The sequence below is a fragment of the Companilactobacillus huachuanensis genome (assembly GCF_005404815.1).
GTDB lineage: Bacteria > Bacillota > Bacilli > Lactobacillales > Lactobacillaceae > Companilactobacillus > Companilactobacillus huachuanensis.
Map to the genome: position 1 here is coordinate 50,663 of NZ_BJDF01000014.1, position 21,820 is coordinate 72,482.

At 36.3% G+C, this 21,820-nt stretch carries 17 protein-coding genes; 7 read left to right on the forward strand and 10 right to left on the reverse strand.

Annotation, left to right across the window (positions count from 1 at the left end):
* Window positions 1-6 precede the first annotated feature (6 nt).
* Window positions 7-480: a PTS sugar transporter subunit IIB gene (locus FFM71_RS08945; RefSeq protein WP_137611837.1), complete on the reverse strand. Its 474-nt coding sequence runs from the start codon at window positions 478-480 to the stop codon at window positions 7-9.
* 169 nt (window positions 481-649) lie between these two features.
* Here FFM71_RS08945 and FFM71_RS08950 point away from each other — a divergent pair, with 169 nt between their 5' ends.
* From FFM71_RS08950 to FFM71_RS08960, 3 genes are all read left to right on the forward strand, one after another.
* Window positions 650-1,729 carry a LacI family DNA-binding transcriptional regulator gene (locus FFM71_RS08950; protein WP_223876511.1) on the forward strand — a complete coding sequence of 360 codons (1,080 nt, stop codon included), beginning with the start codon at window positions 650-652 and terminating at the stop codon, window positions 1,727-1,729.
* A 30-nt stretch (window positions 1,730-1,759) separates the two neighbouring features.
* Window positions 1,760-2,863, forward strand: coding sequence for an SIS domain-containing protein (locus tag FFM71_RS08955; RefSeq protein WP_137611838.1), 1,104 nt, complete (start codon window positions 1,760-1,762; stop codon window positions 2,861-2,863).
* Between the two features lie 108 nt (window positions 2,864-2,971).
* Complete coding sequence (locus tag FFM71_RS08960) at window positions 2,972-3,532, forward strand: cysteine hydrolase family protein (RefSeq protein ID WP_137611839.1); 561 nt, start codon at window positions 2,972-2,974, stop codon at window positions 3,530-3,532.
* On the opposite strand, the gene FFM71_RS08965 is transcribed toward FFM71_RS08960, so the two are convergent.
* Together FFM71_RS08965 and FFM71_RS08970 are read right to left on the reverse strand one after the other, a co-directional pair.
* Window positions 3,529-5,601 carry a HelD family protein gene (locus FFM71_RS08965; RefSeq protein ID WP_137611840.1) on the reverse strand — a complete coding sequence of 691 codons (2,073 nt, stop codon included), beginning with the start codon at window positions 5,599-5,601 and terminating at the stop codon, window positions 3,529-3,531. The two genes, FFM71_RS08960 and FFM71_RS08965, sit on opposite strands and share 4 nt — an antisense overlap.
* Window positions 5,602-5,744: 143 nt before the next feature.
* A complete protein-coding gene (locus tag FFM71_RS08970) occupies window positions 5,745-7,772 on the reverse strand; it encodes a KUP/HAK/KT family potassium transporter (RefSeq protein WP_137611841.1) in 2,028 nt (675 codons plus the stop codon).
* Window positions 7,773-8,571: 799 nt separating this feature from the next.
* Between FFM71_RS08970 and FFM71_RS08975 the strand changes: the two genes are divergently transcribed.
* A complete protein-coding gene (locus FFM71_RS08975) occupies window positions 8,572-9,747 on the forward strand; it encodes an ammonium transporter (protein ID WP_137611842.1) in 1,176 nt (391 codons plus the stop codon).
* A 16-nt stretch (window positions 9,748-9,763) separates the two neighbouring features.
* Here FFM71_RS08975 and FFM71_RS08980 read toward each other — a convergent pair whose 3' ends face one another.
* From FFM71_RS08980 to FFM71_RS09005, 6 genes are all read right to left on the reverse strand, one after another.
* A complete protein-coding gene (locus FFM71_RS08980) occupies window positions 9,764-10,540 on the reverse strand; it encodes a DUF1003 domain-containing protein (RefSeq protein ID WP_137611843.1) in 777 nt (258 codons plus the stop codon).
* A gap of 99 nt (window positions 10,541-10,639) precedes the next feature.
* Window positions 10,640-11,827 carry an NAD(P)/FAD-dependent oxidoreductase gene (locus FFM71_RS08985; protein ID WP_137611844.1) on the reverse strand — a complete coding sequence of 396 codons (1,188 nt, stop codon included), beginning with the start codon at window positions 11,825-11,827 and terminating at the stop codon, window positions 10,640-10,642.
* Between the two features lie 82 nt (window positions 11,828-11,909).
* A complete protein-coding gene (locus FFM71_RS08990; RefSeq protein WP_137611845.1) occupies window positions 11,910-13,058 on the reverse strand; it encodes a cation:proton antiporter in 1,149 nt (382 codons plus the stop codon).
* A gap of 9 nt (window positions 13,059-13,067) precedes the next feature.
* Window positions 13,068-13,655 carry a TetR/AcrR family transcriptional regulator gene (locus FFM71_RS08995; RefSeq protein ID WP_137611846.1) on the reverse strand — a complete coding sequence of 196 codons (588 nt, stop codon included), beginning with the start codon at window positions 13,653-13,655 and terminating at the stop codon, window positions 13,068-13,070.
* 649 nt (window positions 13,656-14,304) lie between these two features.
* Window positions 14,305-15,243, reverse strand: a complete 939-nt coding sequence (locus FFM71_RS09000; protein ID WP_137611847.1) for a glycosyltransferase family 2 protein — start codon at window positions 15,241-15,243, stop codon at window positions 14,305-14,307.
* A 115-nt stretch (window positions 15,244-15,358) separates the two neighbouring features.
* Window positions 15,359-17,275, reverse strand: coding sequence for a coiled-coil domain-containing protein (locus FFM71_RS09005; RefSeq protein ID WP_137611848.1), 1,917 nt, complete (start codon window positions 17,273-17,275; stop codon window positions 15,359-15,361).
* 126 nt (window positions 17,276-17,401) lie between these two features.
* Between FFM71_RS09005 and FFM71_RS09010 the strand changes: the two genes are divergently transcribed.
* Entirely contained in the window at window positions 17,402-18,607 is a 1,206-nt protein-coding gene (locus FFM71_RS09010) for an acetate/propionate family kinase (protein ID WP_137611849.1), read from the forward strand.
* A 389-nt stretch (window positions 18,608-18,996) separates the two neighbouring features.
* Here FFM71_RS09010 and FFM71_RS09015 read toward each other — a convergent pair whose 3' ends face one another.
* Window positions 18,997-19,911 carry a 1,4-dihydroxy-2-naphthoate polyprenyltransferase gene (locus FFM71_RS09015; protein ID WP_137611850.1) on the reverse strand — a complete coding sequence of 305 codons (915 nt, stop codon included), beginning with the start codon at window positions 19,909-19,911 and terminating at the stop codon, window positions 18,997-18,999.
* Between the two features lie 396 nt (window positions 19,912-20,307).
* On the opposite strand from FFM71_RS09015, the gene FFM71_RS09020 reads away from it, so the two are divergent.
* Complete coding sequence (locus FFM71_RS09020; RefSeq protein WP_137611851.1) at window positions 20,308-21,279, forward strand: polyprenyl synthetase family protein; 972 nt, start codon at window positions 20,308-20,310, stop codon at window positions 21,277-21,279.
* Window positions 21,280-21,357: 78 nt separating this feature from the next.
* On the forward strand, window positions 21,358-21,690 hold the full coding sequence (locus FFM71_RS09025; RefSeq protein ID WP_137611852.1) for a hypothetical protein: 333 nt from the start codon (window positions 21,358-21,360) through the stop codon (window positions 21,688-21,690).
* Window positions 21,691-21,820: the final 130 nt, after the last annotated feature.

A 21,820-nucleotide genomic window follows, 5' to 3' on the forward strand; every position in this document is an offset into this window, starting at 1 on the left:
CACCCCTTATTTAATTAATTTTTGAGCTGGTATTGGAGTATCCCCAGGTACTTGTCTTAACTCCACTTCAACACCATCATTTATTAATCCTTTAATCTCTTCTTCTTCTCTAGGAAGCAAGTTGACCGCTTTACTAAGGTTATGTGTTCCTTCACGTGCCTTCATCCCACCTAGATTTATATGAGTTATTTCTGGATAACCGTGTTGCAAACTTACGGCATCCTCAACGTTTCCAACAATAACAAACATCTTCAAGTCATTTGTTTTGCCGCTCTTCAACGTAGTAATTGCATCTTCAACCGTTTTGATGGCCAATTTAACACCTTGTGGCTTTGCCATTCTGATAATGCTACGTTGCGTATCATTTGTTGCTGCAGCATCATTAACAATCATGATTGCATCTACACCAAGCTCTGGTGTCCAAGCAAAAGCAACCTGACCATGTAATAATCTATGATCAATTCTGACAAGTTTAATCATGAGAAATCCTCCTAAATAAATTAATAGCTTAAATATGGTACCGTTCCCACATTTTATGTTAAGCGCTCTCAGCGCAAATTCATCATAACCCCATTGATTTTATCCTGTCAATAGTTTATATTTTTATTTGTGGAACCGTTCCCATAAACTAAAAGTGTTTCTTAGCGAGGTGTTAATTACGAAAAAACATGACATTACTATAAAAGAAATATCCAAGCTCTCTGGAGCTTCGACATCAACTGTTTCACGTGTCTTGAATGAATCAGGATATGTTTCGACTGAAAAGCGACAGGCTATTGAAAAAGTTATTCGTGAAACTAACTATCGTCCAAGTATGATTGCCAGAAGTTTGCATTCTAAACAAACAAAAACATTGGCAGTTGTCTTACCCGATGTAAGTAATCCTTATTTCATTGGTCTAATTGAAGAGATTGAACACGTGAGTGAAGGGTATGGCTATACTTTGATTTTGATTAATACCATGTCTACAGGTGCTGACAAGATGAATGCTGTTGACGATCCAGAGGTGAAGGCATTACATACAATTCAGGAGAAACATGTTGATGGTGCAGTAATTATTGGTGGTGAAATTGATCACGTAAACGTTGATTCACAGTATTTAAAGACACTAAATGAATTAAATAAGCAAATTCCTGTTGTTATCATCGCTCAAAAGGTTGAAAACTGTGATTGTATTTTCGTTCAGCGTCATATAAATACTGGTATGCGTTTAATTGTTCAACATATTCTTTCACTAGGGTATCGCAAAATTGGATTTCTGGGAGGCAAACCTGGAGTTAGAGTGACTGAGCAGCGGTTGGCTGAATTTGAAAAGTTAGTAAAGATGTATACAGATTATGATGATAAATCAGTTCTTTTGAATGATTACTATTTAAAAGATGGGTACCAAGGAATTGAAAAACTTCTCAATCAAACTGATTTAAATGCAGTTGTAGCTATTAATGATCGTGTAGCCTTAGGTGCAGTGAGAAGATTACATGAAATGGGTATGAATGTACCTAAAGATATCGTTATCGGAAGTGCTGATCAATTTCCAGATAGTGATTATTATATTCCAAGTATTACAACAATTAATCAGCACAATAATTCATTAGGTAAAATAGCTGTTGAACAATTAATTAGGAGTTTCAATGGGCAACCATTCTTAACAGCTGAAAGTGAATTTCCAGATTTAGTTATTCGTGAGTCGTGTGGAGAAAAAAAATATAGTAATGTTCTAAAAAAGTGATTAGCAATTATTATTAAAGGGGCTAATCGTATGAAGAATCCAACGATGTTAACGTATATAAATAAAGAACAAGAAGTAATGAGTAAAATTTTGGATCAGTATCCACAAAATATAGATTCTGCTTTAAAGGGAATGCCAATAAATATGAATCATTGGTTAATATTGGCAACAGGATCAAGTAATAACGCTGCACTAAGTGCTAAATACTATATTGAAAAAATGACCGGAATTAAAATCGAAATTGAACAGCCTTATAATTATAGTCATTTTGAAGAATTAAATTATTCTAGTGATTTTGTTATCGGTGTATCACAAAGTGGTCAGAGTACCTCAACAATTGATGCTATTAGAGCAATTGAAAAAGTAAAAAATATAAAAAGTATGGCAGTTACTAGTATTCCAGGAACTGAAATCACGCAATGTTGTGATACGACACTTGATATTTTAATTGGCAGAGAAAAGGTAGGGTATGTTTCATTAGGATTTTCCGCAACTGTCTTAAATTTAATGCTATTAGGTTTAAGAGTTGCTAGATTGACGGAAAAAATTTCTGCAGAGGATGAAACGAATGAATTAATAGAATTTAGGGCCATAGTATGCAAAATTGAGCAAACCATATCAGAAACTACATATTTTGTTAAACGTAATGAAAAAGAGTTAACAAATGCTAATCAGTTTTCTACAATTGCTTTTGGTCCAATGGTTGGGATTGCCCACGAATTAGAAACAAAGTTTACCGAAACAGTAAGAATCCCAACCCATGGATATGAACTGGAGGCATATATGCATGGTCCATATTTATCTGTAAACTCAAATCATCGAATATTGTTCTTTAAAACTGTAGGAACTGATGATGTTGTCACTAAAATGAATGAATTATTAAAGTATGAATCAAGGTATACTTCGCACGTATTTTTGACCGATTTTTCGGATGACTCAGTAACCGAAAAGAGACACGAATTAACTCTCTATAAAATTAGAGATAGTAATAAAGCACCTATTTTGGGTGCAACCGTTGTTCAAGTTATGGCGTGGTATTTAACCCAATTCCATGGGATAGATTTATCACATTTGATTTTTAATGATTTTTCAACAGAGGTTCATAATAAGACTCAAGTTCAAAATTATGTATAAAATAATATATTCTAAAAAATCATTCATATGCAGATAAATTGACTATAAACGAAGTTTTAATGAATAATTTCAGTGTAACCAAATAACTAGAAGAAAGTAGGAATTACTATGTCTTCACAAGCGTTACTGATTATTGATTATACGAATGATTTCGTTGCTGATAAAGGTGCCTTAACTTGCGGAAAACCTGGGCAGGAGATTGAAGCTGAGATTATTCATTTGGCTGAAAAGATGCATAAAAACGGCGATTGGGTCCTTTTGCCAACTGATGTACACAAACCAAATGACCTGTACCATCCAGAAACTAAACTTTTTCCGACCCACAATGTTCGCGGTACTTGGGGACGGGAATTGTACGGTGGTCTAAAAGAATGGTTTGACGTCAATAATGATGATGAGCATGTGCGTTTATTCGACAAAACGCGTTACAGTGCCTTTGCGGGAACTGATTTAGATATTAAATTACGTGAACGCAAAATAGACACCTTACATTTAGTTGGTGTCTGTACTGATATTTGTGTACTCCATACTGCTGTCGATGCCTATAACTTGAATTATCACATTGTCGTCCATGAGAAGGCGGTAGCGTCGTTTAATCAGGCTGGACATGACTGGGCTTTGGAGCACTTCAAAAATAGCTTAGGGGCTGAAATAATCAGTTCCATTTAATTAGCAAGCGAGTTGATGATGAGCCTTTTGGCTGCCCTAGAAAAAGCAGTATAGAGGCGATTTTCACCAAATTTCGAATCACAATAATATTCAGCGGTAACGTCAGAGATGATAACATTATCAAACTCCAATCCTTTAGCCAAAGCTAAGGGTAAAACTATAATTCCAGATACAGGCAATTTCTCGGCAATGGTGCCCAGAACTGTCTGTTTTATTTCGTCGTGGATTGATTGAGATAGATTGGAATCGCTTGTTATTATGGCCGAAAGTTCATTGTTATTGAATTGAGTTATTTGTGATTTTAAGTTAATAATCAGTTTTGAGAAATTACTGTTTTCAATCAATTCAGGTTCCTCGCCGCCAATTTGAATCGTATTAATCTTATCAATTAAATCAGATGAACCGTGTTGGACAAAAGTATGCGTTATAGCTCCGCTGGAACGATAACTAGTGTATAGATTTCGTTGAGTAACTGGGATATTGTGTTGTTCAAATATATCCTTCAAATTGCTAAAAGTTAAGGGATGATTGGTTTCAATAATCGATTGGAATTGATCCCCAACCAAAGTCCAACGAGCAGTCGGGAATGCTGTTAGTAAGAATAGAATTTGATCCAAAGAGTAATCCTGAATTTCATCAATCATCACGAATTTAAGATTATTTTGACTCAGGTTTAGTAATTTTAAACGTGTAAATGCGTAGTCTAATGAGTTGACTTTCTGAGTTTTCAAAATTGATTTAATAATTTGAATTGTATTCAACCAATCCTTTTGTTTAATCTGGTTCAAAAGATTTCGATTGCGCCACAATAACATTTTCTTGGTTGCTTTTTGAATAGCAATATCAGAACTGGGCGAAATTAGACGACCAAAAATCTTTTCTTGCTGCGAATCAGTTAAATCGGATAACTCTGCTTGAATTTTTCCATTTTTTGAATCATTCTCAATTTGTGATTCGATTTCAGCTGTCAGAATAGAAGATAACGCCGTTATACGTTTGGATAATGACAGTTTTGCAGGTGTTTGGGTGAAGAATGAGTGAATGTCTTTCTGACTGAAAATAGTTAGATCATTCAACTTAATGTTTTTGAAATCATTGATTGATAAAACCATATTATCCAGCTTCTTGTCTAGTTCTTGAACGTGACTAGTTTTAGCATCCAAACTCATTGATCTACTGATAAATGTTTTCAATAATTGATTGAAAGTCATTTGTAATGGTGAATCCTCACCTAGACTAGGTAAGACCTTGTTGATGTAGGTGGTGAAGAGGGTATTTGGTGTTAATAACAACATATCGCTTGAAATTAAACTGTCACGATATTGATACAATAAATAAGCAATCCGTTGTAGAACGACAGAGGTTTTTCCGCTGCCAGCAATACCATTTACTAATAATGCAGGACTCTTGATATCACGAATAATGACATTTTGTTCTTGCTGAATTGTGGCCGTAATGGAGTTCATTTGACTATTTTGGTGCTGTTGTAAAGTCTTAACTAGCAGTGGATCCTGAATGGCAACATCAGTGTCAAAAACATCCTCTAAAACGGCGTTATGTAGTAGGAACTGTCTGCGTTTTGAGACCGTTACAGTAATTTTTCTTTCATTTGCGATGTAATTAGTTTTTCCAAAACGATTATTGTAATATAAATCAGCAATCGGAGAACGCCAGTCGATGACCATTGGTTCTTCGGGTGTTGGTGAAAATCCAGCTGAACCAATATAAAAAGAAATTTTCTCGGTTTCATCAGGATATTTCAAATCTACTCGGGCAAAGTAAGGGGCTGGAAGTAATCGCAAGATATTTTTCTTGGTATTTTGAAGTTGAGTCTGTTTGTTATTGAAGGAATCGATTTGTTTATTCATAGTTTCAATTGCAGCAAAGGTATCTAGGTTGTCAGCATAACTGTCAAAATTTATGGCTGTTTCTTTACCGGAGATTTTCTTGAAATTTTTTGCCTGTTTGGCATTGATGGACAGTGATTTATCGATGCTATCAAGAGTTTCCTGAAGTGTCTGGTGGACGAGTGTTAAATGCTTTTGTTCCAATTTGAAAGAATTATCCATGACGTTACCTCCTGTGTATTAGGTATCTAATAGTAATACGTAAAATCTGTAAATAACAGTCTTGTAATGGTGTTAAAAATCTTTCATAATATACATGAGGAACGAATCCAAGTAAAAAACGACCGCATATGCGATCGCTTTTTTTAGTTTTCAGGTTTAATACTATTTTTAACTTCTTTTTCAGTTAAGTATTGATCTGAATGACTGCCAAGAAAGAGTGGAACCTTTTCTTCAACAACATCGCTAAACTCCAAACCATACCAGAGTGTTGGTGGAATAGTGATGTTTTGCAGCAACAGACGACCTCCAATTAATAATCGGTCAATACTGCGCATGGATTCTTGGACACCCAGATCCTGGAATTGCTGGTTCTGAATGACGAATTTGAAAGATCCGACACGGCGTTTTGGAACCATAGAATAATTTGGTGTTTGGTCATCGATAATATTTTGATCTAGCAAACTGTTGATGATTTCACGAATGTAAATATTGACGTGTTGTGACTTCTTAAAGCCAAGGTTTATCGTAACGTTAACCACATTTCTAGTATGCATCATATCAACGGTGTAGGTGCATTCATAGGGAGAACTAGTTTGATTAACGGTGATAAACCAATAGACTTTAGCTCGTTTAGGATCTTGGTCCAAAATTGAATAGATGATTGAACGTTTGACAGAATAGTTAGGTCCCATTTTTAACATATAGACTAAGTTGGTTGCGTAAGTTGGGTAGCCTTCATCCTTGCTGAGTTTTTCAATTTGAGGAATAAAGTCTAAGAGAGAGACATTTTCACTCTCAGCCATGTAGGCGTCACGACGCTTGTTACCAAAGTACCAGACAATCATTATGAACAAAATAATCACCGTTATAACGACTGTTACGTATCCACCATGCACGAATTTAATTAAACTTGATAGTAAGAAGAGACTTTCCAGAGCAAAGAAAACAGCTAGAAAGATATTTGCAAACAGAGGATGCTTTTTTATAATCAAAAATTGATGTAATAGAATTGTGGTCATGAGCATTGTTAAGGTGATTGCTAAACCATACGCCGCCTCCATATGGTCAGAGGTCTGAAATCCCCAGACGACACTGATGGTGATAGCACAGAGCATCCAATTAACGGTTCCGATGTAAAGTTGACTTTGAATTTTACCAGGGAATTTTACTTTTAATCTTGGTAAAATTTTTAGACCGATTGCCTCTTGAACCAGAGTAAATGAACCAGTGATTAAAGCCTGTGAAGCAATGATTGCGGCTAATGTTGCGATAATAATGGCAAAAATTTTAAAATTATCGGGCAGCATCTGATAGAAGGGATTGATTCCGACAATCTTATTGTATTGAGGGTTCTGATAATTAGAAATTATCCAGGCAGCTTGCCCTAGATAGTTCAACATCAACATCAGACTCACGAAAGGCCAAGTAGCGTAAATATTGTGTTTACCAACTTGCCCCATATCAGCGTACAGAGCTTCGGCACCAGTAGTTGCTAGGAAGACACTGCCAAGTATGAAGATACCAGCCTTGTTAACAGGGCTAAATAAAACTTTGATTGCATAGACAGGTGACAAGGCTTTTAGAACACTTAAATCATTGGTTAGATTGAGTAAACCAGCAATACCAATGAAACTGAACCAGATAAGCATGATAGGACCAAATGATTTACCAATTCGTTCAGTCCCAAATTTTTGAATGACAAAGATAGTTAATAATATTGCCGTTACAATAATTAAAACGACGTTTTGACTATCAGAAAATACTAAATTTCCAAACTTTTGACCTTTGATACCTTCAATTGCTGATGTGACAGTCACAGCAGGCGTTAAAGTACCATCGGCCAGTAAGGCAGATCCACCAATCAAGGCGGGAATAATGAGCCATTTACCCTTATTTTTCACTAAAGCATAGAGGGCAAAAATTCCACCTTCTTTGTTGTTGTCAGCTTTCATAGCGATTAAAACATATTTGATAGTTGTGATAAGCATTAGGGTCCAAAAAATCAAAGAAACACTGCCGATAATGTACTCAGGTTTTGAATCGGCCATCGTTCCAGCACTGTTGATAATGGAATTCATAACGTATAACGGCGAAGTTCCAATATCGCCATAGACTATACCGAGGGTTATCAACATACCCAAGGTAGATAAGGATAACTTTCTCTTTTTCATGCTTGTCTCCTTATAAGTAAATATGCCGTTGTAAGAGCTGAGAATATTTACCGCTGTGCGGACCGGTCCGAGCCAAAGTACGGTCTCGAACCTCGGTTTGAAGCCTTGTCAAAGTTCGACAAGGCTCCAAACACGCCCGGTGGTGTAAGAGCTAAAGCTCTAACGCCACATCAACTGCAGGTAAATACTCTCAGCTCTTACAACTAGTTTTCTATTACTTAATTTATATTAATGATTGGAAATATCTTTTGAATGATTACCGCCATTTTTAATATTTTTTTTAAATATTCCGTCTCTGAACACGTAGGGGATGTAATGGTCTTCCACAGCCTCAAATATTTGTCAGTTCTCCCGATTATTTTATTTGTTAAGAAAAAGAATCATACAATTTATTTAAACAACTTTTAATTACCTTTTTCTTCAATTGGATAACTTGACAATAAAAAATAGGCGGAAGAGATGAGAGCATTCACCAGCTGTGGTTGTGGCGTTATGGCTTTAGCCATTACACCACCGGGCGAGTTGGAGAATTGCTGAGCTTTAGCAAGCCTTCAACTTGAGGTTCGAGACCGTACTTTGGCTCGGACCGGTCCGCATAGCAGGTGAATGCTCTCATCTCTGTAGACGGCATATTTAAATACCAAAGTGCGTCATTCATTTAGAGTCTATTATAAGATTTTTAGTCAAATTTAAAAATATTTATGATTGCTTAGAAATCATATTGGTATACATGAAATAAAAAAAGTAATACAATACCAAAATTAAAGGGAAGACTCTATATGAAAAGAATGTGATGTTTATGAATGTAGTATTTATGCTTATTTCAACAATATTGGTCTGGTTGATGGTACCAGGGATTGCGGTATTTTACAGTGGTTTTGTACCGCATAAAGATGTTACAAGAATTCTTTTTGACAGTTTTCTGATGTTTGGTCTAGCAGGCATACTGTGGATAGCAGTAGGTTTTCCAATCGTTTTTGAAGGTGATCATTTTGGAATAATTGGTAACTTTCATCATTTATTTCTGTCAGGAATAGACTTATCGTCTACTTATGGCACGACAAAATTGCCGACGTCAGTTTACTTACTTTTTCAAATGATGTTTGCAATTTTGACACCAGCACTCTTTTTAGGGGCGGTTGCTAGTCGGGTTAGAATCAGGTTTATCATTTTATTCGTGACGCTTTGGTCATTGCTGATTTACTATCCTTTAGCTCATATTGTCTGGTCTTCAACTGGTTTCTTGGCTAAAATGGGTGTCCTCGATTTTGCTGGTGGAACGGTCATTCATATCAATGCCGGAATTACAGCCTTGATATTAGCTATCACGTTACGAGAACCTTATAAATATAACAATGAGCAGGCTAAAGGTAATCCACTCTGGATTTTAATGGGAACCGTTTTGCTGTGGCTTGGTTGGTATGGATTCAATGCTGGTAGTGCTTTAGATGTTAGTTTTCAAACTATCAACGCTTTTTTCACGACAACGGTAGCCGCCTGTGCTTCATTGATAACTTGGATAGGTCTTGAACAAATTTTTAAACATAAGGTAACTCTCAGTGGTATTTGTACCGGAAGTATTTGCGGTTTAGTTGGGATTACACCTGGAACTGGGTATGTGACGATTTTTGGATCGGTCATTATTGGAATAATCTCAGCTGTCGGTAGTTACTATTTCATGAACTATCTAAAGTATCAATTACATTTGAATGATTACCTCGACATTTTCGGATGCCATGGTATTAGTGGGATAATTGGTTCGATTTGTGTCGGTTTATTTGCGACTAAGTCTGTTAACAGTAACGTTATAACGAATGGCCTATTATATGGTGGTGGTCTGAAGCAGCTGGGGCTACAACTGTTTGGTGTAATCTTTACTATTGCTTTCGTCTCGATTTTTGGAATAATTATTGTGCAGGTTTTGAAAAAGCTTTTTAAGGATGATGTCGGTATCAGAAATCTAGAATTGGTTTAGAAAATAAAAAACACCCCTAAAAAGGTGTTTTTTTATTGCGTGTTGGATGTCTGGTATTGCGATCTTTTGGCTTTTCATTGCTAGCTTTCAACGACTGAATTTCATTTTCAATTTCACTAAGGACTTCGATCTGCATCTTTTGAATATCCAAAATATGAGGCCATTGGACTTCATTTAGTTGATCTAGTTTTTCATGAAGCAAACGAATTTCCATTTCTGATTTCATATTTGTCTTGTAATCATTCTCAGAATCAAATCGGTCACGTTCAGTTTCACGGTTCTGACTCATCATAATGATAGGGGCCTGTATTGCGGCCACACAGCTCAAAAATAGGTTGAGTAGTATAAATGGATACGGATCGAAGTTAACGCCAAACAGGTGCACGATATTGATCGCCATCCATGCTACTAAAATAACCATGAAGGTAATAATAAACCCCCAACTACCTCCAAATTTAGCAACGGCGTCGGCTAATTTTTGACCAGTTGTTCGTTTACCGTAGACAGTATCATTGATATTAGTAATGACGTAAGTATTCTTAGACATTTCCTTTTTGAGTTTGTCACTCATATCATGGTCGATTTTAAGATCTTGATCAATAATTGTCTGCATTCTCTCAAGACGGATTTTTTGTAAATCCTTGAGGCAGATAAACGAGGACTCCTTCGCGTAACTATTGGTTTTGATAACTTGTTCCTTGAGAAAGGTACTTAAATCCCGAAGGAAAAGGCCTTCCGTAATTGTAAAACGATTACCGCAGATTACACAAATTTGATTTTTTTTAATTGCCATAGTCAACACCCCTTGAGTTATACATATTAAGTATAAATTGGGTGAAAATTTAAATCAAAAAAAAACTCCCATTTGGGAGTTTTTGAGAAGTTCATTTATTTAAATAGTACCTTTTCTAATAGCTGTTTTAATACCAGCAATTTCCATGATTCCACGGTCAGCTGAGAGATGCTTGAGTAGTGAAGCCATAGGACCTTTAAATTTAAGATTCTTGTCTGTAATTTCGGCAATACCATGGTTTTGACCGAGTGAAGCAACAGTTCCCATTGAGTGGTAGATGAATGGTTTCAAATCTTTGCCATTCAATGCAGCGGAAATATTGAATGCAGCGCCGGCACCTTCAGCAGTAGCTAGTTGACCAGTTGTTGGATAGGGACGTTCTGCACCATTAGGAATAACAGCAGAGTCGTCACCGATAAAGTATGCTTCTGGGTGAGCTTCAAGATTAAGGAAGTCTGTAGTCATGACACGGTTTCTTCTAGCTTCGATTCCCGATTCTTTGATGACATCTGAACCACTAACACCAACAGTCCAAAGAATTGTGCTACCGGCAACACTCTTTTCAGTGTCGCCATCCATGTAAACAACTGCTTTTGGTTCGATTTTCTTGATCTTGGCACCAGTTAATAGTTTGATACCGTTCTTGTCTAAGTAATCAACAGCGTAGCTAGCCAAATTCTCATCGAACATTGGTAAGATTCTTGTAGCCATTTCGAGACAAGTTACTTTAATTTCAGGAACCTCATATTTAGCTTTTAAAATCTTAACAGTGTCAACTAATTCACCTAGAATTTCAACACCAGTGAAACCAGCACCACAAACGACAATGGAAAGGTCAGCTGGGTCTTGTGATTCTTTGTAGTTAGCGATATTTTCGTTTAAAGTCTTATAAATATTTTGGGCGGATTGGAGATCTTGAAGGATCAATGCATTTTCGCTGGCACCTTCAAGTCCAAAGTCCTCTGAACGGAAGCCTAAAGCAACAACGATATAGTCATATGTGATGGCTTCGTGGTCAGAAAACTCAACTGTTTTGTTGTCTAAATCTAGTTTAGAAACAGTTGCTTTGATGAAGTTCACATTTGAAGGAAGAACTGAACGAACGTCGAAGCTTACTGCATCGGCGCGGTTGGTTCCTGCTGCAATAGTATGTAAAGCCGTTTTTTCAACGTGTTTTTCATGTTGATCAATTAAATCAATTTGCGTGCCTGCTGGGGTTTCCTTAGCTAAATCACGAGCAGCTCTCAAGCCACCATAGCCAGCGCCTAATACTAAAATGTGTGCCATATTAACTTTCTCCTTCTATTCCGAAATAAAGATGTTTACGTTATCATTATATATCCTTCAGGCAGTTTCTAAAAACCATATGCTACAAAGGATTTTTACTAATTGAGTGTTTTAGGAAAAATGGAGCAATAATTGTAATTAGAATGACGCTAATAATAACAGTTGAGTAGTATTCTTCGGACAATAATTTCACGCCATAACCGACTTGTGCAACGATTAAAGCCATTTCACCACGAGAAATCATTCCCGAACCAATGACATAGGAATCCTTCATGTCAAATCCAGAAATTCGTGCTCCGAAACCAGCTCCAAAGAGTTTTCCAATAATTCCAGTTAGTGTAAACAGAACGATTAGCCAGAAGTCGCGTAGAAAGTTATCAAATTCAAGATTGAGACCGATACTAATAAAGAAAATAGGAATAAAGACAGAATAACCAATCAATTCGATATTGCGACTGACTTGTTCATCATAATCGGAAGCATTTGAAACGGCAATCCCGGCAACAAAGGCACCTAAAACTGAGTCTAACTGAACTTTGTCGGCAACAAAAGCCATGACAAAACAGATAACTAAGGCAAAAATAGTTTTAGCATGAGTTGCTTCAACATAGTCTGATAACCTCATTAATTCGGGAATGACCCACTTGTGTAATACGACAACTAAAACCCCGAAGAAGATCCACATAGCGAGTAATAAGAGAATTTTTTTAAGTGAAAAGTCACCAGTTAAGGTTCCAGCCATAACGCTCAAAATTGAAATCGCCAAAATATCATCTGCAACGGCAGCACCTAGAATGACTGTACCCGAAGTACTTGATAAATAGTTCAAGCTTTTTAAAACTTCAACAGAGATTGAAACTGATGTGGCGGCAAATACGACTGACATGAAGATGCTCTCTTTGAGAGTAATTCCAAAAATCAAGGCGGTACCAAGCGTTAATGCAACGGGGAGAATAACTCCACAGATGGCTACATTGATACTAGGGATAAGGTGCTTTCGCAATAGGCCAAGATTGCTTTCAAGTCCGGCAATAAACATCAGCAGGATAACGCCGATATCCGCAAATAATTCGACCTCATGTGTTGGTTGGACAATATTTAAAACACCTTTTCCGAGGATAACTCCTAGAATCAGCTGCCCAACAACAGCGGGGAGGTTTAAACGGTTGAAAATGTGACTAACGATAAGTGTTAAAAAGAGCATTAATGCTAAAAGGGTTATAAATTCCATGGCAAATTCCTAGTCTTTCTTAACGCCATTTATAAAAATATTGATAACCGTTTTTAGATTAGCAATATTTCGCTTCCTTTTGGCATCATTATATTCAATGTAAGGGAGTAACATTGTCAAAAAAGTTCCGACTTGCACAGGTATTGCCAAATCAGAACGGAGTTCACTTTTGTGCGATTGAAAAATGTTAAAGAGAACCTTGTAATAACCACCATCCCAGTTTTTGCTAAGATCACGTCGTTCCTCATCAGTGAAGAAATTTTCAATATCATTACGCATGATGAAGTAATTGATACGAAAATTTCCAATCATGTACTGAGACATATAGAGCAATAATTCCTCAAATGGTAGGTCCTTATGGGTCTTGTATTCGTCCAGCAAATTATCACTGAAACCACTTACCGCATATTCGATAGCTTTAACATATAGAACTTTTTTATTCTTGTAATAGTGATACATGTTCGGTTGCGTAATATTGAGTTCTTGGGCAATTTTGCGAGTTGAAGTGGCCTGATAGCCTTGAGATAGAAACATCTCAGCAGCGACTTTTAAAATTGCATTTTTAGTATTCTCAGCTTGTTGATCACGTACGTTCATTTTATAACCCATCCCTTGTCTATTCGTATACCATTATATATTAATGTAAATCGGTTATCATGTGATAACGTCAATTGGGTGAAATTAAATATCTCGGTTCTTCCGACTAATTAATCGAATGTAAAAATAGTAAATTGCGTTTATATTCAGTTTATTTTAAATTCTAAAATATGATTGGTGCGAATATTTGTAATAAATTATCAACTACCACACCACGTTATTTCACTGGCAAACGATTCTTTCAAAAAATTCGGAATATTTATCAATAAAGGTTGAGGGGTAAAAAAACTAATATAACCATTGCTTTTATTGACCTAGAACAAATTTATTAAATAAGCAGAAGTTTTCATTTTATTTATTACTGACTTTAAAAAATAAACTAGTTGGAAGAGCTGAGAGTATTCATTTGCAGCGAAAGTGGCGTTATTGCTTCAGCAATTACACCACCGGGCGCGTTGAAGACTCGCGGGTTTTGCGAGGCTTCAACCGAGGTTCGAGACCGCTTCCCAGGCTCGGGCCGTTCCGCGCAGCAATTGAATACTCTCAGCTCTGGAAACGGCATACTTAACTAAACTTTCAACCGTTAGTTTATAAATAAAAAAGGCAGAGCAATCTCCCGGATCTAATTTCCGGCAAATCAACTCTGCAGTTATTTTTTATCTTTAACGATATAGATTGGACGCTTCTTAACTTCCAAGAAAATCTTTCCGATGTATTCTCCAAGAATACCGATACTGAGCAATTGGATTCCACCAATCAACAGAATAATTGAGACAAGTGAGGCCCAGCCATTGACACTGCTGAGGGGATTGACGAATTTTCTGATAATAATGGCTATAATTGCAACAATCGATGTAATTGAAAAAATTGTTCCCATCCAAGTGGCAAACATTAGTGGTCCTTCGGAGAAATCAACAATACCTGTGATGGCATATTTAAAGAGTTTCCAGAAGTTCCAAGAAGTAGTTCCTGCTGAACGCTCGCGATTTTTGTAAGGTAAATATTTGGTTTTAAAACCAACCCAACTAAAGATACCCTTGGAAAAACGATTGTATTCAGTCATTGATTTGATGGCTTCAACCATTTGTCTTGTCATAAGACGATAATCTCTTGCACCAGGAATAATTTTTGTTTGTGACATCTTGTTGATTACTTTATAGAAGCCTTCAGAGAAAAATGAGATGATTTTATTTTCACCATCACGGTCCATTCGGGCTGTTCCGACGCAATCATATTCACTGTCCTTTGCCTCTAGCAAATCAAACATTTGTGGTAACACTTCAGGAGGATCTTGAAGGTCAACATCCATAACGGCAGTATAATCACCAGTTACTTCATTCAAACCAGCATATAAAGCAGCTTCTTTACCAAAATTACGTGAGAAGGAAATAAAATGAACTTCATCACTGTGGTCTCTTTGTAAATCTTTGAGAATTGAATACGTGCGATCTTTGGATCCATCATCGACAAACCAATATTCGAGCTTAAACTTATTAGTTTCTTCTTTCAGTTTAGTCATAGCGTCGTAGTAAATATTAATGGTTTCTTCTTCATTAAAACACGGAACGATAATAGATATTGTTTTCATAGCTTCTTTCACTTTCACATTAATTTACAACGTAGTGCTAGTTAATAATCTGTTCTTAAAAGTTGCTTTTATTTCTTAGCCTATAAAAAAACACCCACGAATGAGCGTTTTTTTATTAAATTTTTAATGATTCTGGAAGAGATAACATACCATTACTTGATGTGTTAATAACACTAACACTGATATCACGGTTTGTCTTGTTTTCAATTTCGTGAAGATTGTCATCAGTTTGGACGAAGATATCTTTAATATCGTTGTTCTCATCTAGTAGAGAGATAACAGCATCAATATTTTTAACAACGTCCTGTAGTAGACGAATTGTATCATCACTTGAAATGCTGTTGACGCTCATAATCAATTGATATAGCAAGTCGGAATTGTTACCAACAAAGACGGCATTTTCAGTATTTGGAGAAATACTCTTCAACCACCATGTGATAAGTTCTGATTTTTCGTTGAAATCATGTTCAAGAAGGCCGTTCTTGTCAAATAGTTGATAACTGACAGGATTGTTCTTTTCAAATATAACGGTCAAGACGATTGAACCGTCAGTTCTATAGAAGTTTTGTTCAGACAATGCTTTATTTTTGTTGAAGTTTTGAGTTGATGACAATTGGCCATCACCGTTATAGATATTTGTCTTAACGATTTGATCGTTCTTGTAATAGTTGATACGGTCGATTTGTTTACCGAAGTATTCAACAGTCATAAGCAAAGTTTGTTTTTGATCATAGATGAAAGTATCTTGTGACTCAACATCAGTTCTTGTAACCCAACTTTCGTTTGCAGGAATAGCAACTTTCTTGTCGGTAGGGTTAGGACTTGTTTGAAGTTGGTCGAAAAGATTTACAACATTCGGAATTGGCAAGTGATCAGTTTTAGCCTTGGCATCAATAACTTCGTGAATGTGATTATTGTAGAAAGTAGAAACTATAGTAACTGGTTTTTGAAGTTTTGTTTCCAAATAGTTGACCATCCCAAAGAGGTCATTTTGAGCGGCATCAGATTCAAAATTATCTGCAGCAACATAAAATTCCTTGTCCTTGTCGAGGTAGACGTCACGAACTAGGTAAGCTGAGTGGAAAACATCCTTGATATATTTACTGATGTAATCGATGTTGTCATTGATTTCATTCAATTCACCGTCAATTTTGGAATGCTCTTCGCCAAGACTTTGGATGTGACGTTCTAATCCGGCAATTGTTTCAATTCGGAAGTTGTGGTCACTCTTCATCTTGTCTTCAATTTCATTGGCTTCTTGTTTGAAGTTATTGATCTGTGTATTGACCTTACTGATATTGCCGTTTAAATCGTCAGCATCACCATTTAGTTTTGTGATATTTTCTTGAGCATTATTGATTTGACCCTTGAGGTCTTTTCTCTCGTCATAAAGAGTATTGATAGAATTTTTTTGTTCTTCCATCAATCCAAGCATTTTTTGTAGGTCTTTTTCTTCCTTGATGGAAGTTGACATATCAGTTTCAGACTTTTCATTTTGAGCTAGGTCATTTTGAAGTGATTCTAATTGGGCAGTCTTAGTATTAATTTCGGAGTTTAATTCGTTTAGTTCAGATTGTAATTTAGCAAGATTTTCTTCTTGTTCTTTACGATCAGCATTCACACTAGCGAGATGTTCTTTAGCAGCATCATCGTTTTGAGCCTGCGTATCGGCGAGCTTGTCGTTTGATTCTTTTTCATCACGCTTAAGTGTCTTAAGATACTTATCAAGCGTAGCTTTTTTAGTCTCAAAGTCATCCTTTTCAGTGAAAAGGTTCGTTTTAAGGTCGTTGCGTAGTTGTGCATATTGATGAGAAAGTCCGTTCATTTGCTCTTCAATATTGATACGCTTATCATGAACAGTCACAGGTAGATTTTCCTTCTTCTCTGCAGCAGGTGTGGAAACTTGCTTATTTTCAGTCGATTCCGTAGCGTTCTGCTCAGAAGTTTCGGCCTTTTTAGGAGAATCAGGAGCCGGCGTTGCGGGTTGCTCTGGTTTCTCATCAATTTTGCGTAGCATGTCTAAAAATTTCACGAATGAATTCCCCCATAAAAAGACTTATAATAGTTACTAAAGAGTAGCATTTTTTCATATCAGTGTAAAGTCTGGTGTAAAGCTATTTGAGGAGAATACCTAGACCTAAAAAAGGAGAGTTTTTGTATGAAGATTATGGCTATAAACGCAGGTAGTTCAACTTTGAAGTGGAAACTTTTTGAAATGCCTGAAAAAACAACAATCGCTTCCGGTATGATCGATCGCTTGGGTAGTCCAAAGGCCGTGTTCAAACTAAAGTATAACGGTAAAAAAATTGAGCACGAAGAAGCTATCAAATCCAATGATGTCGCTGTTTTGTTAATTTTAGATGCGCTAAAAGACATGAATATCATTGATCATTTCGAAGATATTGTCGCTTTTGGTCATCGTGTTGTTGCCGGTGGCGAGGAGTTTAAAAAGTCGGAAATCGTTACAGAAGAAAACTTACGAAAAATTGAAGCTTTGGCAGAATATGCACCGTTACACAACAAAATTCAAGCATATTATATTAACGTTTTTAAAAAGCTAGTACCTAAAGCTATTCAGGTCGCTGTTTTCGATACATCTTTCTTCGTTGATATTCCTGAAGAAAATTATATGTATAGCATCGATATGGATGATTATAAAAAATATCATGCACGCCGTTATGGTGCTCACGGAACAAGTCACCGTTATATCGCGCAGCGTTTGGACAAAATTGTTGATGGTGGAATTAAGGATAAGAATGTCATTGTACTTCATTTGGGTAGCGGTGCTTCAATTAGCGCAATCAAGAATGGTAAAGCTTACGATATTTCGATGGGATTCACACCACTTGCAGGTATCATGATGAGTTCTAGAAGTGGTGATATTGACTTTTCAATTTTGCCATATTTGATGCGAAAACTCGGATTGACCGATATTAACGATATGATTGACATTTTGAACAAAAAATCTGGTCTCTTAGGTATTTCTGGTGTTTCACCGGATATGCGTGATATTGAAGCGGCCGAAGATACGAACCAAAGAGCCAAGTTAGCTTTGGAAATGTATCGTAATCGGATCATCAAATTCATGGGTTCATATATTGCAGAAATGGGTGGTATCGATGTGATTGCCTTCACTGCCGGCGTTGGTGAAAATTCAGCGGAAGTTCGTGAAGATATTCTTAGCGGTTTTGAATTCATGGGCTTGAAGATTGATCCAGAAAATAATCAGGTTCGTGGTAAGGAAATAAAGATCACAACAGATGATTCAAAGATTGCTGCTTATACGATTCCAACCAATGAAGAGTTGATGATTGCTCAAGATACTTATGGATTCGCTAAATTGCTTGAAGCATATATGGGTTAAGCCAGGATTATCACACATAAGTTAATAGCAATTAAAAAATCCTCAAGTAAGTGTTATATCTAGCTTACTTGAGGATTTGATTGTATTTTATTAACTAAAGGTTGAAAGTTTGACACATTATGCCGTTTCCAGAGCTGAGAGTATTCAATTGCTGCGCGGAACGGCCCGAGCCAAAAAACGGTCTCGCACCTCGGTTGAAGCCTCGCAAAACCCGCGAGTCTTCAACGCGCCCGGTGGTGTAATTGCTGAAGCAATAACGCCACTTTCGCTGCAAATGAATACTCTCAGCTCTTCCAACTAGTTTATTTCTTTAATAACAGGAACAATAAAACGAATATTTCTGATTATTTAAATAGATTAGCTCGATACCTGTCTTCAGTTTCATAACTTTAAAAATTAAATATAACACCTAAAATAAAAGTTATTGTCTCTGTCAAAGTTATCAGCAGAAGATTTTTGATAATCAAAGGGAAGGTTTTCTTTTTGATTGGATTTTTGCTGAAAGCTTTGGCATTTTTATAAACAATTGGTGTAATCAGAAAGGTTAATAACATCATTTTTGGCAGGATACCTAAAATTACCGAACATACTAATGCCAGATATCCAAGGACGTATAATGATTTCAAAATGAAAATGGCGTTAGCTTTTCCTAAATAGTAGACCAATGTTTTTCGCCCTAAATTGACATCTTCTTTTTGGTCAGCAATGTTGTTGGCTAAGAGTAAATTAGAAATTGCAAAAACCGTTAAAAGTGAAGACATTAAAGCATCGCCATAAAATTTGACGTTTAAAATTACAGTGGGATTGCCAACGACATTGATGTAAATGGCAATCAAATAAATTACGAACCCCATCGTAAATCCAGAGAAGAATTCTCCAAAGGGACCACGATTAATTGGCCAAGGACCGCCAGCGTAGAAGAAACCGACCGCAAATGAGAATAATCCTAAATACAACAGAGGCCAACCGGTTCTAGAAACGATAAATAATCCAATGATAGCCGCAATTGCCGTAAATGAAAAGTCGATCCAACCGATTAGATGAATATTTAAATGATGGACGCCTATAACGTTGGTATCGCGACGGAAACTTTCAACACCAGTTGCATTCTTGTAGTCCCAATAATTGTCGTTGATGTCGACGGCCATATTGAACAAAAACATGGCAATGAAAAATAGAATCAAATCAAGAGCGTTAATGGAGTGCCAGTGATAATATGAATACAAAGTTCCCATGATAAATGGGAAGACACTGGCAGTTTTAGCTTTAATTTCAACAAGTTCAAAAAATACTGATGGCTTCAATAAAATCATTCCTTTGGATTTGATAAGTTCTATTATAGAATTATTTTAGAATACGTATAGTGATTAACATATTCGGAGCAGTTTTTGTTACAGATATATTAGAAGTGCGTGTGGTATTAGTTAAATATTTCCCATCTCTTCCGACTAGTTAATCGTTATTAATTGAATTTAAAAATATTCAATTGCCTTTATATCCAACCTAATTTAAATTCCAAAATGCAATTAATGCTAATATTTGTAATAAATTATCAATTAGCACTATACGTAATAAAAGTGTGCGTGGTACTGGTAAAGGAATTATGGTTTGGATATTTTAAAAATTTTGAGAAGCTCAGACTAGACTGCATATTTAATCAGTACAATACAACAAAGTAATACAGGGGTAAGAGAGAATTTATGGCGAACAAAATATGGAAAAGCTATCCTCAACTCGGGGAAAAGTTGGATTTAACGACTGACTACATTCACCAGGCAGTAAAAATTAATAATCTCGACATAAGTTCCATGATCATAGATTTAACTTCTGGTGGCAAGATGTTACGACCAGCTTTTTTCTTGCTTTTCAGTGATTTTGGTGAAAACAGAAGAAAGACATCTGAATTGATTCCGTTGGCAGCATCATTAGAAATTTTACATGTCGCAACGTTGATTCACGATGACGTTATTGATGATTCACCGTTACGACGTTCGCAACCAACGATTCACACAAAATATGGTCGCCGTAACGCAATTTACGCCGGGGACTACTTATTTACCTTGTACTTTGAATTGATTTCACGAAATTTAAATGATAATAACGATATTCTTCGTAATGCATTAAGCATGAAAAAAATTCTTGTTGGTGAGCTGGATCAAATGTTGATTAACTTTAATGTTAAAGCTACAACTGAGATGTACTTACAGGAAATTTCAGGAAAAACAGCTGAGCTTTTCAGTCTAAGTGCCACAATGGGTGCCATTGTCAGTGAAGGAAATCAAGAACTGATTGGGCGTTGTAAGGGAATTGGTTACGATATTGGAATGGCATTTCAAATTATTGACGATATTTTGGATTTCAGTAATTCAGCGCAAACAGGCAAACCGGTGCATGAAGATTTGAAAAACGGAGTTTATTCTTTGCCTTACATACTAGGTTTGGAAGCAGGAAATGAACAACTAATTGAAATTCTTTCGAAAGATAATTTGAATATCGATGACGATTTGAAAGCAACTAACATTGTCGTTGATGATGGTTATTTGAATCAAGCGAAGGATATCGCCCAAGGCTATACAAAGCGGGCACTGGACGAGATTGACAAATTGCCAAAGAATACCAGTCAAAAGGTACTAAAGGCAGTGGTTAAGAAATTGATCAATCGTATCAAGTAGGAATGATTCTGGTAATGATAAATCTGAGTAGTATTATTGATAGAAAAGTTAATCAATTAACATTTAGGTGAGATTCTTATGAGTAATGAAAAGAAAACGACTGCGGTAGTCAAAATAAATAATCTTCTAGCACAGTTTGATCGTTCTGTATCAAAGGATGATACCGCTGTAAAAGTAGCAATTCAGGCAACGTATAATCAGATAAACAAGCCTGAGAAGGATGCCCAAAAGTATAAGCAGATTCCTGAAGCTGTTCAAAAATTAACTCGAGAACTGCAGGATATGGCAGTTGCAAAGCAGTATCATTTTAGTACTGAGCAAAATAAAATTCTGAACGAATTACAAGCTCTATCGCGAGGTTCGTTGCTAGATGGATCTATCGGAATTATTAATGGTGCAGTTTTCCATTAATAGTCTCCATTAAGACACGTTGGTCAAGACTCTGTCGGGTCTTTTTTTTTAAATGAATCTACGACAAAGCATAACTTTTGCCGTTTAAATCAAAGAGACACTGTAATCTAAAATTGGATTACAGTGTCTC